Annotated in this window: 11 protein-coding genes; 8 read left to right on the top strand and 3 right to left on the bottom strand. The window is 70.7% G+C overall.

The window, feature by feature from the left end:
* Positions 1–177: 177 nt before the first annotated feature.
* Positions 178–933 carry an IS5 family transposase gene (locus C569_RS0121745; protein ID WP_081635996.1) on the bottom strand — a complete coding sequence of 252 codons (756 nt, stop codon included), beginning with the start codon at positions 931–933 and terminating at the stop codon, positions 178–180.
* 187 nt (positions 934–1,120) lie between these two features.
* On the bottom strand, positions 1,121–2,161 hold the full coding sequence (locus C569_RS0121750) for a hypothetical protein (RefSeq protein WP_018787869.1): 1,041 nt from the start codon (positions 2,159–2,161) through the stop codon (positions 1,121–1,123).
* A 695-nt stretch (positions 2,162–2,856) separates the two neighbouring features.
* Here C569_RS0121750 and C569_RS0121755 point away from each other — a divergent pair.
* The 6 genes from C569_RS0121755 (at position 2,857) to C569_RS0121780 (ending at position 8,385) form a co-directional block, all read left to right on the top strand.
* Positions 2,857–4,371, top strand: a complete 1,515-nt coding sequence (locus C569_RS0121755) for a hypothetical protein (RefSeq protein WP_018787870.1) — start codon at positions 2,857–2,859, stop codon at positions 4,369–4,371.
* 160 nt (positions 4,372–4,531) lie between these two features.
* Entirely contained in the window at positions 4,532–5,242 is a 711-nt protein-coding gene (locus C569_RS31780) for a hypothetical protein (protein ID WP_018787871.1), read from the top strand.
* An 86-nt stretch (positions 5,243–5,328) separates the two neighbouring features.
* The gene (locus tag C569_RS30750; RefSeq protein ID WP_018787872.1) at positions 5,329–5,844 is read left to right on the top strand and encodes a hypothetical protein; all 516 of its coding nucleotides are present in this window, start codon (positions 5,329–5,331) and stop codon (positions 5,842–5,844) included.
* A gap of 502 nt (positions 5,845–6,346) precedes the next feature.
* Entirely contained in the window at positions 6,347–6,988 is a 642-nt protein-coding gene (locus tag C569_RS30755; RefSeq protein WP_018787873.1) for a GGDEF domain-containing protein, read from the top strand.
* 143 nt (positions 6,989–7,131) lie between these two features.
* Positions 7,132–7,575 carry a hypothetical protein gene (locus C569_RS0121775; RefSeq protein ID WP_155945577.1) on the top strand — a complete coding sequence of 148 codons (444 nt, stop codon included), beginning with the start codon at positions 7,132–7,134 and terminating at the stop codon, positions 7,573–7,575.
* Positions 7,576–7,704: 129 nt separating this feature from the next.
* Positions 7,705–8,385, top strand: coding sequence for a hypothetical protein (locus tag C569_RS0121780; protein WP_018787875.1), 681 nt, complete (start codon positions 7,705–7,707; stop codon positions 8,383–8,385).
* Between the two features lie 64 nt (positions 8,386–8,449).
* Here the strand turns inward: C569_RS0121780 and C569_RS0121785 are convergent, their stop codons facing one another.
* Positions 8,450–8,893, bottom strand: coding sequence for a hypothetical protein (locus tag C569_RS0121785; protein ID WP_018787876.1), 444 nt, complete (start codon positions 8,891–8,893; stop codon positions 8,450–8,452).
* A gap of 236 nt (positions 8,894–9,129) precedes the next feature.
* Here C569_RS0121785 and mobF point away from each other — a divergent pair, with 236 nt between their 5' ends.
* Both mobF and C569_RS0121795 read left to right on the top strand, forming a co-directional pair.
* Positions 9,130–13,395, top strand: a complete 4,266-nt coding sequence (gene mobF, locus C569_RS34775; RefSeq protein WP_026268471.1) for a MobF family relaxase — start codon at positions 9,130–9,132, stop codon at positions 13,393–13,395.
* The gene (locus C569_RS0121795) at positions 13,395–14,471 is read left to right on the top strand and encodes a hypothetical protein (RefSeq protein WP_018787877.1); all 1,077 of its coding nucleotides are present in this window, start codon (positions 13,395–13,397) and stop codon (positions 14,469–14,471) included. The genes mobF and C569_RS0121795 overlap by 1 nt, the downstream gene beginning before the upstream one ends.

Below are 14,471 nucleotides of genomic sequence, written 5' to 3' on the forward strand. Positions count from 1 at the left end.
CCGGTTTCAAACGCCGTTTCCGGTGGATGGGAACTTGCATCGACTGGAGATTAGGGTTCAGGCAATCCAGCTTTCGCCATATCACGCGGGTCCTCCCAACGCGCCGCCCCTGACATCTGGACCCGGCCGCCGGGCATCTCTGGCATGCTGTTGTCCCCTTCACCTTTCGGATCCAGGTCAGCCAGCCGACCCAGGAACCTCCCTTCGAGTCCCTCCCAGCTGAACTGGGGATACAACAGAGCGCCTCGCGGCGCACTTCGTGCGCTCGACGTGCCACCGCCGGGTGGCCTGGACCGGGGCCTTGACGCCCTTGCGGGCGATCTCGCCGGTCAGCCTGCGGGCGGTAAGCAGGTCGCGGGTCTTCTGGGAGTCGTACCCGGCGTCCAAGTGCACGGTGATGGTGCCGGGCAGCGGGCCGAGGTCGTCGAGCCGGTCCAGGGTGGATTCCAGCAGCGGGGAGTCGTGGCGGTTGGCGCCGGCCAGGACGCGGCCCAGTGGGATGCCGCGGGCGTCGACCATGACCGAACGTTTCATGCCTTGCTTGCCGCGGTCGACCGGTGAACGGCCAGCGACCTCGCCACCGCCGGGCGCCTTGGTGATGCACCCATCGACGGCAAGGTCGTCCAGCAGCAGCCCGACGAGACGGTCGTAGGCGTTCAGCGCGATCGTCTTGAGCTGGGCGAACACGCCCAACTGGATCCACTCGTCGCGGCGGTTGCGGATCGTGGTGGCCGAGCAGGTCGAGTCGGCGATGCCCTGGTAGGAGCAGCCGAACCGCAGCACCTGCAGCAACTTGTCGAACACGATGCGGTCAGCGACCCGCCGACGGTGACAGCCCAACGGATGGGTCGGATCGATAGCGGGACGGGGTGGCAGCAGCGCGGCGAACTGGTCCCACAAGGGGTCGCTCAGCCATGATGGGACAGCGGGCACAGGCGTTCCAGTGATCACTAGGCGTAGGAACCTTCATGATCACTGACGCCTGTGCCGGCCTCCTACCCGGCTCATCCCCGCTGACCTATTTGCGCGCCCTCTAAGCCTCCATCGGCTTCCAGGTGAGCGAACCCCCGGTGATACAGATCCCGCCCACCGTCCCGGACCGCGCCCATCGCCTGGGCACTCACCGCAGGTCACCGAAGTAGCCCTCCTCCTCGCCGAGCAGCAGCGGCACGTCGCACACCGACATGTCCGGCCGGGCCCGCGCATACCGCACTGCGTGCCGCCAACGCCCGTGCTCGAAGGCCACATCGGCGTCGATCTCGGCCACCACGGTCGGGTCGACCCGCACGTACCGGACCGGCGCCAGCCGGTCCAGCTGGCCGGACCAAGCCGCCGGCAGCGGTTCGGGCCACGGATGCTCCACCGCGGCACCACGGTGCTGCCCAGCGCGCGGCGGGGACAGCAGCGCGCCGAGCTGCTCCCGCTGCGCACCGGACAGCGGGTGGGTCCGACCCGTGTACCGCAGCCGGCCCCGCCGGTCGAACCGCCCGAGCAGCACCGCGACGGGGTCACGGATACCGCCGATCACCCCGCCGACGATCGCCTCCGTGACAATCCGGGTCCGGAACTTCCACCAGCCGCGCCGGCCAGGCTCGTACCGGCCGGCCAGCCGCTTGCTGACCACACCCTCGATACCGGTCGCCACGGTCCAGTTGAGCACCCAGTCCGCGACCTGCCGCATGTCAGCCGTCTGCGGAGTCAGAGCCAACTGCGCTGGCGCGTCGATGAGCAGCCGCTCCAGCCGCGCCCGCCGCTCTGACAGCGGCAAGTCCAGGACCACCTCGCCGCCCACATCGGCCAACAGATCGAACAGTACGAAGTGGGCCGGGCGATCCCGGACCAGGCCCAGCAGCCCGCGGCCAGCCGTGACCCGCCGCTGAAGCAGGGCGAAGTTCGTCCGGCCACGTTCCCAGACGACCAGCTCACCGTCCAGCACCACCCTGGGCGGAAGGGTCCGGATCGCCCGGGTGATGTCCGGGAAGTAGGGGGTGAGGTTCTTACCAGCCCGCGACTGCAGGTAGACGCCCTCGGACTCGCGGAACGCCAGACACCTCCACCCGTCCCACTTTGGCTCATGGGCCAAGCCCGCACCGTCGGGCACGAGGTCGACGGACGCGGCGAGCATCGGCGCGACCGGCCGGCGCAGCACCGGCTTGGCCACCCCGTTAGCCCGGCGCCGCGCCGGGCTCACCGCCCACGCCGGCCGTGAACACTCCTCACCTCCGTCATCGTGGAGGAAGAGACTCCGAACGGGAGTCAACATCCACACAGACGATTGGCCCGTCCTGGTAGCCGTCCTGAGCACCCCGACGGCCGCGGCGCCCTGCGGCGCCTCTCGGCGCCAACTGCGCGAGCCGCTCCCCTGCCGCCTGACCGGCGTGGAGATCACCGCCAGGCATACCCGACGACGGCGGGTTGCAGGCCCGGTCCTGGCGGACCGGAAACCGGAAGCGGCCTCCGGCCGCACTGCCCAAAACCCCTTCTTCCTTCGGTGGGGGCCGAACAGGCTAGCGACGTGCTCGCTCCGGTCAAGTCCGGGCGCGGCTCGCAAAACATCATGCACACCCCGCATGATCTTTTCCTCGAAACCCCGCCCCCGGACTTGACCTCCACTGCGCGCGCCGCGGGACGAGTGAACTCGCCCCCACCGCCGAAAGAAGTGGGGAACGCCGCCACGCCCGCCCAGCCCGAGTCGGTCGGCGCAACCGTCGGCATCCGACGATCAAGATCATCAAACCGATGCCCGAACAGGGTGGACAAGGGTAGACCCAACAAGCAGAACCGGGTATAGTAATAGTTGTTCGGAGGGGACGGCGAACCCCCACCGCACACCACACACGAACCCCAAGGAGACGCATGGTCATCCATGGCGACCTTCAGCCAGCCGTCGAGGGATACGGCTGCGCGACGTGCGGCGTACCGCTGACGGTCATCACCGCGCAGGGCGAGAAGGCGTTTCTGCACCCTGCCCGCAGCCCCGAGGACCACGAACCCCAACCGGTGCCCCTTGCCCAACTCACCAACATGCAGTTGGTATGTGACTTCTGCTCCGCGCCGGACCCCGTGGCCAGCTTCACCTTCGGTAAGCTTGACGTGGCGATGACGACCGGCGAAGCCGGTATGCAAATGCACAACCTCGGCAGCAGTTGGGCCGCGTGCGAGAGCTGCGCCTGCCTGGTCGAACGGCGCGACGCCGAAGGGCTCACCCAGCGCTCCCACAAGCGGGCTCGCCGCCGCGGCGGGCCGGGAGCGCACATCCTGCGCCCGCTGCACCAAGCGCTGTTCGCGGCCACGCCCGGCACTCCCGTACGGCGACCCCTGGCGAGCAGCGCCACCACCCGCCCGGCCGACAGCCCCGCAACCGACGCCCCCGCCGCCCCCGAATTCCGGACGCTGCGCCCGCAGATGCTGCCCAAGGTGCGGGATCGGCTGGTGCGATTCTGGCGGACCTCCGGCCGGAACCACCTCCTGGACGCGCTCACCGCCGGGGAGACGTACAAGGTTCCGGGGCACATGCTCCCCGGCGCTGCCCTCGACGCGCCCGCCGCGACCGTCGACGCCGACAACACCGAGCCGATGCGGCAATACACCGCGCTCATGGCCAACCACGTCGAGAACGCGCGGATCTTCTGGATCGACCCCGACTTCACCACCCTCGCCGCGCACGCCGCGCGTGACCTTCCGGACGTGCGCATCGAGTCGGTCGAGATGCCCGCCCCGGACGGACTGCTCATCTGGCACACGCCGATCTACCGTCCGACCGAACCGCAAACCGGCGTCACGGTGCCGATCATCGCCGCGCAGTGGGGACCGGTCCCCGGCGGCGTCTGGGTCACGTTCTACACCCCTGCCGAAGTCCTGACACAGGGCCGCCAGCTCACCGAACGCCAGTTGCAAGAACTCCGCGAGCACATCGGATGGCTAGCGCCGGTCAGCACCGGCGCGGGGCTGCGCTTCGGTCAGCCCTACGCACCCGCCAGCGAACAAACCCGCCTCATGCTGTGCTCCCTGATCGCCACGTGGATCCTCACCACGCAGCCCGACGCGGAGATCACCGACGAACCAGCCGACAAGGCGACCCGCAAGGCGTACCAGCGCGCCAACCGGCCCGCCCCTCTCGTGCGGATCGTGCGGCTGCGCCGCAAGCAGCAGACGCCGCGCGCCACCAGCGACAAGAAGTCGACGCGTGTCTACACCCGCCGGTGGTGGGTGCCCGGATTCTTCCGGGAGAATCAGCCATGCGGCCCCGGCCGCACGCTGCGCCGCCGCACCTACGTGCGCGGACACGTCAAGGGGCCGGCTGACGCGCCGCTGATCCTCACTGACCGGGTACACGTGCTCGGCGACCCGACCAACCAGCACGAGCAATAGCGGCCACCCCGGAGGAGCCGCCATGCGCGGCTCCCCCGGGCGGCACCACTCATCGGACCGAACACGGTAGACACCCACCCCGAAACCGGGTATAGTAATAGTTGTTCAGGTGGGACGGCGAACCCCACCAGGACAACCACCGAACCCCAAGGAGTTTCTTGTGAGCAGTCGCCAGCTCGACGCCCTCCCCGACCGGGACGGCTACATCGTGCGCCTGGGGTGGGACCGCCCCCTGCGCAGCTTCTTCGCCCAGGTGATCAACCTCGGCGTACTGGACGAGGAGAGCCCCGACGCCATGCCCGTCTGGCTCGGCGCGGGAGAGACCGTTTCCAATCCGGAAACCGTCATCGAGGCCGTACGTCCGTACGCCGTTATCCCCGGCACCCTGCGCGCCGACCTGGAGGCGGATCGCGCCCGGGAGGGCACCCGGGCTCAGCCCGGATTCGCGCACACGGTGCCGGTGACGCCCGGCCCGGCCCCTCTCGAACTGACCGCCACCCTGACCTACCTGACCACCGGCGGCAGCCTGGTCACGTGCCCGCTGCGCATCTACCGCACCGGCATCTTCTCCATCACGGTCGTCGTCACCGACACAACCGCGCCCGTCCCGTCCCGATCGCGGCGCATCAGCCGCGCCCTGAGCCGCAGGACCACCCCGGGGCGGACGCCGGACACGGACCACGCCGCCGCCATCCACGCCCTGCTGCGCGCCGCCTTCGACGGGGAGCACGTCGAGCACATCCAGCACACGCCGCACGAGAGCGGCGATGTCTTCCACGCGTTCCGCATCGCCCACGACGGCGGCACGGTCCGCGAGGCTGTTCCGCTCGACGACATGCTACGTCGCTTCGGCGCGGACATCACCACGTAGGACCGGGCGCGCCCATCCCCGCCCACCCCGACCACCGGTGCCGGCCGGATCCTCCGGCCGGCACCACCTGAGCCAGAAAGACCCTCATGCCCGAGATTCCCATCCCGGTGATACTGCGGCACCGCCCGACCGTCGGCGGCCTGGTCGTGCCATGGATCACGATGCAGATGCCCGACGGCCGGTACCGGTTCGGAGCCATCGACGCCGAACGGCTCCTAGCGGCACTGACCGACCGCATCTGCCAAATCTGCGGCAACCCGATGTCCCAGCCGTTCGTCTTCGCCATGCGCGACGTCGACCTGTCCCGACTCATCTCGTCAGAGCCCGCCATGCACCCCGAGTGCGCCCGGTACAGCGTGGCCGCCTGCCCCATGCTCGCCGGCACCATGAGCCGCTACCGCGCCCAGGGGTCAGACTCCCCCGCGTCGGCGGGCGACCCGGCAGGCGTGCGGCCGGGCCACGCCGCCCACTCCTGGCGGCTGCTCTGGACCAGCGGTTACCGGCGAGTCTGGGATCCCCGGACGCGCACACCCGCCGCTCAGATCCCAATCACGCACCTGCACCGGGTGCAACGGATCAAGTCACCCACCACCGACCAGTAATCAGGCACACCCGGCGGCAGCCTCGTGCGGGCCGCCGCCGGGTGGTGGCGGGTTGCAGGCCCGGTCCTGGCGGACCGGAAACCGGAAGCGGCCTCCGGCCGCACTGCCCAAAACCCCTTCTTCCTTCGGTGGGGGCCGAACAGGCTAGCGACGTGCTCGCTCCGGTCAAGTCCGGGCGCGGCTCGCAAAACATCATGCACACCCCGCATGATCTTTTCCTCGAAACCCCGCCCCCGGACTTGACCTCCACTGCGCGCGCCGCGGGACGAGTGAACTCGCCCCCACCGCCGAAAGAAGTGGGGGACGCCGCCACGCCAGCACAGCCCGAGCCGGTCGGCGTAGCCGTCGGCATCCGACGATCAAAATCATCAAATTCGATGCCCGAACAGGGCAGACAAGGGTAGAACCAACTGGCAGAACCGGGTATAGTAAGAACTGTTCGGAGGGGACGGCGAACCCCCACCGCACACCACACACAAACCCCAACCGAGGGAGAGCACTCATGCTCAGCGCGTCCACGGCCCTGCTCGCAGTCACCACCGTCTCATGCCTCGCGCTCCTCGCGCGTAACGCGAAGCTCCACGCCGAACTCGCCAGCGCCCGCCACGACGCCGACCACGACCCGCTGACCGGGCTGCCGAACCGCCGCGCCCTGCTCCGGCACCTAGACATGCTGCTCGCCGACCACACCCGCCCGGTCGCCGTCACCCTGATCGATCTCAACCGCTTCAAGGACATCAACGACGAGCACGGCCACACCGCCGGAGACTTCGTGCTCTGCCAGGTGGCGGACACCCTGACGGCACTCGACCTCTGGCGCGCGAAGGTCGGCCGCATGGGAGGCGACGAGTTCCTGATCATCACCGACGACGGCATGCAGACCGCCCGCACCAACGCCGAGGCCGCCGCTCAAGCCCTCGACGCAACGACGGTCGCCCTCGGCGCAACGACCTTCGGTTGTTACGCCAGCCTCGGGCTCGCCATCGCGGACCACAACGACATGACCGCCGTCGACCTCATCCGCCGCGCAGACGCCGCCATGTACGCGGCCAAGCGACGCGGCGGCGGCGTCAAGGAGTGGCACCCGAACATCGGCGCGACCATCACCACGACGCGCCCGATACAGCGCCGCCGCTACCGCTAGTCAACCCGGTCGGGTGGCCCGAAGCACAGACACCGCGTCGGGCCACCCGGACGAAGAAAACCCGCACCGGTCACGCAACAGCATCGAGAGGGACGGCGAACCCCTCTCGGGTGCCCCCACCAAACCCCACAGCAGGAGTCCCCATGACAGCACCAGCCGAGCCCACCATGCTTCTCCCCACCCTGCCCACCGAGCAGCGCACACGCCACGTCCTACGCCTGCTCGACACCGCCCGCCGCCGCATGGCACAGACCCTCACCGTCCTGCGCCTCTGCCCTCACGCCCCAGCGTGGCCCACCACGCCCACGAACGACACCGCCGCCGCCATCGAGCTACGCGCCGCCACCGTCGCCCTGATCAAGTACGCCCGGCGGCACCACTGCGACGCCTGCAACCCCGGCCGCATGCGACACACCCTGCGCCTGGCCGCCCTCCTGCTCGACCTGTGGCAGAACGGCAAACACCACGTACAGCGACCCGACCTGTACTCCGTCACGCTCGCCCACCGCGCCGAACGGCACTTCGGCGACACCGCCGGATGGATCACCACCGGCGACCACCGCCGCCTTCTCGGTCAAACCGACTGATCGACGCGCCGCCCGGCCGCCACCCCGGCGGCCGGGCCGCCGCACCGCGACGGCGTCGACGCGCATCGAGCACGCCGCCACCGGCTACCGCTCCCGCCCCTCACCCACACCGCAACGGAAGGCAGAACCGTGACCTCCCTCAGCCCCGCCGACCAGGCGACCATCGCCCACGTCTGCCAGGACTGGACCGCCGCCTACTCCGCCCCGCCGGTCAGCCTGCCCACGATCATCGTCGTTCGCTACCTCACTGACGACCACCTCGAAGACCTCACCGCGCGCCACGACCGAGCAACGATCCTGCGCGCCGTCACCGCACACCTCACCGCCCACCCCGAAGACCTCACCGCACCCCGCATCAGCCACCGGGAACGCCTTAACCGCCAGGCCGACCGCAACGCCCGCGCCGACGCGCACCTGACCGCCGCACTCCACCACCACACGGCAGCCCAGCCGTACGAAACCCTGGCCCTGATCGACCGCGCGGAACTCGCCTCACCCACCCACAAGGACTACGACCGGTACCGCCGCGCCGTCTACCGCAACCTGCCGCCCCTCACCCCGACCGACCTCACCGGCACCGGACTGCGCCACCGCATCACGCTGCCCCTGGCCTACCCGCACCCCGGGCCGCCCGTGATGTACCACGGCAGCACCGCCCGGCGCTGGGTCTACCCCGGCCACCGCGTCATCCACGGCAACTGGCCCGCCGCCATCCCCGAGCACTGCACCGCCACCGACGACGAACTCATGGAATGGAACGCCGCAGGCACCGTTCGCGTCTGCACCGGCTGCGGACTCGACGACACCTAGACACCGCAGCCCCACACGCTGGCCGGTCCGGATCACCACCCGGACCGGCCAGCCCTCCACCAGCTCACGCCCCGACGTCACCAGACACAGCAACACCAGCAGCGCCCGAGCCCGCATCCCCCGGCCCCGGACCCGATCTCGGCCCCGGTCTCGCCACCGCCGACCGCCGACGACGAGGCAGCACCTCGCCCAGCTCCGCGATCCGCGCCCGCACCGCCGCGCCGTCCGCACCACGCCGATACGACCGCACCCGCGCCACATCCACCCCGGTCAAATCCGCTGCCAGGCCATCGTCGCGGAGCACCGTCGCCAGCACCGCCACGGCCAAGCCGTGCGCCGCCGCAGCCGCGTCGACCTCCTGATCCAGCCGCGCTACGGCTTCCTGCCGCCGGCGCTGCGCGTCCTGCACCGTGCCGGCGGCCTGTTCGACCGCTCGCACCGCCCGCAGCTCCAACTCCTGCCGCCGCCGCAACGCCCGCGTCGCGTCATTCCCCGTTTTACTCGCCATTTCCCGACAGTAACGACTGCCCGGTTCCACCCACCAGCCTAAACCCTTAACCGATTCTCGGAATCGTTCGAGGCTAGCCAGATTTCCCAACTCACCTACCGCACCCGTTCAGTTTTGGCTACAGCACGGCTGACCTGCCCAGACCATTACCGGCCCGCCCCTTGTCCAGTTACAGGGGACACACCCCCTTGCATTCTCGACTGCCGCTTCCGTAGTTGATCTTCTACGGTCGGGGCATGCTGACCGTCACGCGCATCTCGCCCGGCGACGGTTACCGCTATGTCATGGAACAGGTCGCCGCCGGCCGTCATGACCTGCGCCCTCTCGGCGACACCGGCCCGACGCCCTACTACATCAACCACACCGCGCGCGGTGAGAGCCCCGGCTGGTGGGCCGGCAACGGCGCCGCGGTCCTCGGCGTCAGCGGCTGGGTCACCGAACAACAGATGCGCTATCTCATCGGCCAGGGACGGCATCCCACCACGGGATTCCGGCTCGGCCAGAAATGGCGGATCTACGCGCCGATGACCGACGAATACCGCGACGAAGCGGTCCGGCGCGCGCTGGCGCACCTGCCCGATGACGCCACCGTGGAACAGCGCGACTCGATATGGCAGCGCATCATGAACGCCCCCGAACGTCGGGCCGTGTCCGCCTACGACGTCACCGTCTCCCCCGTGAAGTCCGTATCGCTGCTGTGGGCTTTCGGCGACGACACGGTCAAGCAGGATGTCGTCGCCGCGCACCACGCCGGGGTACGCGCGCTGCTCGATCACCTCCAGCGGCACGGGGCCTTCACCCGCGCCGGCGCCTCCGGTGTCCGTCAGCTCGACACGGCAGGGCTGGCCGCGCTGGTCTTCGACCACCGGCTCAGCCGCGAACGCGACCCGCAGCTGCACTCACACATCGTCGTGTCCGCGAAGGTCAAAACCGTCGACAGCAACGGCAACCCGCAGTGGCTGGCACTGGACGGACGGGCCTTCTACCGCGCGACCGTCGGCGGCAGGATCGCCTACGAACGCGCGCTCGAACTCGAACTACACCAGCGCCGGGGCGTCACCTTCGCCGCCCGCGACGACTCCGGCATCCGGGAGATCGTCGGCTTCAGCGAGGCGTCGCTGCGTCACTACGGCAAGCGGCGCGGCGCCATCACCGAGGAGATGGACCGCCGTGTCGACCGCACCGGACCCGCCCGTTCGCCGGCGGCGCAGTGGCGCCGACGCGCCCAGGACGCGACCCTGCGGACCCGCCGCCCGGCCACCGGCGCGGAGTCCACCGAGCAGGCCGTGCAGCGATGGCTGGCCGAGGACCGCACCGCCGGGCTCGACACCCCCGGCCAGGTACGCCGGATCCTCACCGGCGACGTGCACGACACCACCGCCGACGCGGCGCGGCGTGTCCTGCGCCGCGCCCGCCAGCTCAACCCGGCCGGCGTCGACGAGGAAACACTGCACGCCGCCGCCGACCAACTCCGGATCGCCGGGCCCGACCGCGACCGGGTCATCGACACGGCCGTACGCGCCGACGCGCGCCTGGCGCTCGCCCGCGCCGTACACACCCTCGGCCGCGAGCGGGCCGTGTTCGGCCGCGAACACCTCGAACTGGCCATCGGCCGGGTCCTCGACATCACCCCCGGTACCTCGCCGACGGCGGACTGGCAGCGCGTGCAGACCCTCGCCGGTGAGGCCATCGCCAAGAACCTCGGTGGGCTGCGAGTGCTGACACCTCCCGCCCTCGTGCAGTGGGGACCGACACTGCTGCGCGACAGCGATCAGCACAGCGAATACACCCGCCACCGCGACCTGCAGATGACCACCCACGCCGTCCTCGCCGCCGAAAAGGAAGTCATCACCTACGCCGGCCGCCGCGGCGCCCAACCAGCCGCCGACACCGCGATCCACGCCGCCACCACCATGTTCCGGTTGTCGCCGGAGAAGGCCGACGCGCTGCGGTTCCTCGTCGGCGACGACCGGCGCGTCACCGGCGTCGTCGGACCCGCCGGCACCGGCAAGACCTACCTCCAACGCGCCGTCGTCGCCGCCGCCCAGCACACCGGCGTGCCGGTGCTCGGTCTCACCGTCGGGCAGTCCGCCGCGCAGCTGCTCGCCGACGCCACCCGCCAACCCGACGGCACGACGCTGCGCACCGAGAACATCGCCCGGTGGCTGCACTCCCACGACCGGCCGCCGCCCGGCACCCGCGCCGCCCACTGGCGCTTCGCACCTGGGCAGTGGGTCATCATCGACGAGGCGTCGCAGGTGTCCAGCCACGACCTCGCCCGCCTCGTCACCCAACTCGACGCCGTCGGCGGCCGGCTCATCCTCGTCGGTGACCCCGCGCAAATCTCCGCCGTCGGGCCCGGCGGACTGTTCCGCTACCTCGACAGTCTCGGCGCCACCACCCACCTCACCCAGGTCCACCGGTTCTCCGACACGTGGGAGGCAGCGGCGTCGCTGCGGCTGCGCACCGGCGACCTCACCGTCCTGCACGAATACGACCGCCGCGGCCGGCTCCACGGCGGCCACCGCACCCTGCTCATCGGTCAGATGCTCGACCGGTGGGCCGCCGACATGGCCACCGGACACCCCAGCATGATGCTCGTCGAAACCGGCGACGAAGCCGCCGACATCGCCCGCCGCGCCCGCGACATCCTCCTACAAGCTAGCCTCGTCCGCACCGGCCCCGCCGTGCGCCTGCGCGACGGCAACCACGCCAGCGTCGGCGACGTCATCGTCACCCGCCGCAACGACCGACGGATCGGCGCCGGCGGCGCGTTCGTCGCCAACCGCGACCGATGGCGCGTCGACGCGGTCACCCGCGCCGGGCGGCTGCAGGTCACCAACCTGCGCACCGACGCGAGCACCGTGCTGCCCGCCGCGTACGTCGCGCGGCACGTCCAGCTCGCCTACGCCCTCACCGTCGACTCCGTCCAAGGGCAGACCGTGCACACCGCCCGCGCGCTCGTCGACGACAGCACCACCCTCGCGCGGCTGTACGTCATGCTCACCCGCGGCCACACCCTCAACGAGGCGTACGTCGTCACCGACGACCACCCCCGCGAAGGCACCCCACCCCAGCTACCCACCGCCCGCGTCGCCGTCCTGGCCGACATCATGCGCCGCACCGCACCCGACCGCTCCGCCACCGAAACCGAACACCAACTCTGGGCCGACGTCGACGCCCTGCACACCTGGACACCCATCTACGACGACCTGTCCGCCCGCGCCCGCATCCCCGAATACCTGACCATCGTCGCCGGCATCAGCGGACAGACCCTCGCCGACCGGCTCGCCCGCGACCTCGCGCTACCCGCGCTCATCGCCCGCCTCACCACCCTGCGCGAAGCCGGCCACAACCCCGCCGACGTGCTGCGCCGCGCGATCCGGCCCCGGGAAATCGACTCCGCCGACGACATCGCCGCCGTGCTGTCCTGGCGCATCGATCGCCTCACCAACCGCGCCACCGCCGACCCCACCATCGCCACCACCCCCGCGCTCGCCGCGTCCTACACCGACCGCCTGCCCGCCGACCTCACCGGCGACGTCGGCGACGCCCTGCGCCAGGTCGCCGCCATCTGCGACCGCCGCGTCACCGCCCTGGCCGACCTCGCCGCCGAGCACCAACCGGCCTGGGCCCACGCCCTCGGCGCCGTCCCCCAAGACCAGGCCGGCCGCGACCAGTGGCTCGCCCGCGCCGAAATCGTCGTCACCTACCGCGACCGGTACCAGCTCACCAGCGACCACCCCATCGGGCCCGAACCGTCCACCGGCGACATCACCCGCTGGAACGCCTGGCACCGCGCCCGCGTCGCACTCGGCGCCGCCACCCTCGCCGGCCATCTCACCACCACCGACGACACCGAACTCGCGCGACTCGTCACCGCGCAGCAGAACATCGACGCCACCGCCCCGGCCTACGTCGCCGACCAACTCCGCGACGCGCACCTCGACCTCACCGACGCCGAGCACCGCCACCACGACCTCACCCTGCTCCTCGCCGCCATCACCACCGCCGGCCACCGCGCCACCGCCCACGCCCACCACCTGCGGCCCCGCTGGTGGCACCGCGGGCCCTCCCGCGCCCGCACGCTCGCCGCCCAGCAGGAAGCGCACCAGCGCGCCGCAGCCGCAGCCGGCCACCACGCCAACCTCAGCGCGAAACTCGCCACCCTCAACGCTGTCATCGACCAACGCCGCGACCGCGTCACCGACCTCGAAGCCCGCCACAGCCACTGGCGGCACTGGTACACCGGAGCCCTGCCCACCCGCTACGCCGGCCTCGCCGCCGCCGCCGAACAAACCCGCCGCGCCGCAGCACGCCGCACCAACCTGGCCGACGCCGTCGCCGCCACCACCGCCCGCGTCCGCGCCATCGACGACACCCGCCCCCAACCCCACACCGCGCCCGTCACCGCGCACCACGCACAACAGGCCGACGCCGCCCGACGCCGCACCAGCCCCACACCTGACCCCACAGCCGCCGACGGAACGGAACTCGACTGATGCCCACCTACCCGACCGCCTTCGTCGACGAGTCCTGGCTGCAACAACGCGGCAGCCCCGGCGCCTACCTCATGGCCGCCGTCATCATTGACCAAGACGACGTCCCCGCCGCCGAAGCCGCCGCCAGCGCCGCCGCCGGAATCCACGACGCCTACCACTCCACCGCGCTGTATCACCGCGGGCACGTCGGCACCATCGAGAAGATGCTCGACGTCGTCGCCGAACACGCCGGCTGGAGCGTCGTCTCCGCGCAAGTCCCCCTCAACGCCGGCACCCCAGACTCCTCACCACCCGGCCCTCAACACATCCGCTCCCACCTGGAAAACCAACGCGAACACGCCCGACAGGTCAGCCTCGAACGCCTCCTGCGCTACCTCAACAGCCAGCGAGTCCGCGACGTCTACCTCGAAAGCCGCGCCAGCCCCGCAGAATGGCAGCAAGCACGCGACGCCGGCAGCCGCCTGCCCCACACCGACCGCAACGACATCCGCGCCTACCGACGCCTCCTCGACCACGGCGCCATCAGCCACCGCATGCGCCTCATCCACGTCGACGGCCGCAACGACCCGGGACTCTGGATGGCCGACGCCGTCGCCTGGTCCGCCGGCCGCGCCATCCGCGCCGACGAACCGCAATGGTTCAACCGCGTAGCCGACGTCGCCACCATCATCGAAGCGTCAACCGGCACCGAACTGCACCTCAACGAGAGAGGGGCCGCTCCACCAGACGGCGAACGCGACCCCCACAACCTGAGCCAAAGCGCCCAAGCCATGTCCTCACCGACAGTGTACTCCGCCAGCCCAGAACCCCACCAGGCCGGCGCGATCCTGCACAGCCTCGTCGCCCAAGCCGACCAGGCTAGAATACCAGCCCCCGATCACCTGACCCGCGAGGTGCTCGGCTACGTACGGCACATCGCCGAACGCGTGGAACAACTCAGCGAAACCGTCCACCAAATACTTCCACGACCCACCACAGCGCCGCAGACACCAGACAGCAAACCCCCGGCACCCCACCCCCGCAGCGATCTGCAGGACAACGTCAGGCCAACCAGTCAACCCGAAATCGGAGAATAG

The sequence above is a fragment of the Micromonospora sp. CNB394 genome (assembly GCF_000374985.1).
In the GTDB taxonomy this organism is placed as follows: Bacteria; Actinomycetota; Actinomycetes; order Mycobacteriales; family Micromonosporaceae; genus Micromonospora; species Micromonospora marina.

What these genes read in the sequence shown, in the direction of transcription:
- C569_RS30750 (WP_018787872.1), top strand. Translation starts at nt 5,329, where the DNA reads ATGCCCGAGATTCCCATCCCGGTGATACTGCGGCACCGCCCGACCGTC.
- C569_RS0121795 (WP_018787877.1), top strand. Translation starts at nt 13,395, where the DNA reads ATGCCCACCTACCCGACCGCCTTCGTCGACGAGTCCTGGCTGCAACAA.
- C569_RS0121755 (WP_018787870.1), top strand. Translation starts at nt 2,857, where the DNA reads ATGGTCATCCATGGCGACCTTCAGCCAGCCGTCGAGGGATACGGCTGC.
- C569_RS0121785 (WP_018787876.1), bottom strand. Translation starts at nt 8,893, where the DNA reads ATGGCGAGTAAAACGGGGAATGACGCGACGCGGGCGTTGCGGCGGCGG.
- C569_RS0121775 (WP_155945577.1), top strand. Translation starts at nt 7,132, where the DNA reads ATGACAGCACCAGCCGAGCCCACCATGCTTCTCCCCACCCTGCCCACC.
- C569_RS30755 (WP_018787873.1), top strand. Translation starts at nt 6,347, where the DNA reads ATGCTCAGCGCGTCCACGGCCCTGCTCGCAGTCACCACCGTCTCATGC.
- mobF (WP_026268471.1), top strand. Translation starts at nt 9,130, where the DNA reads ATGCTGACCGTCACGCGCATCTCGCCCGGCGACGGTTACCGCTATGTC.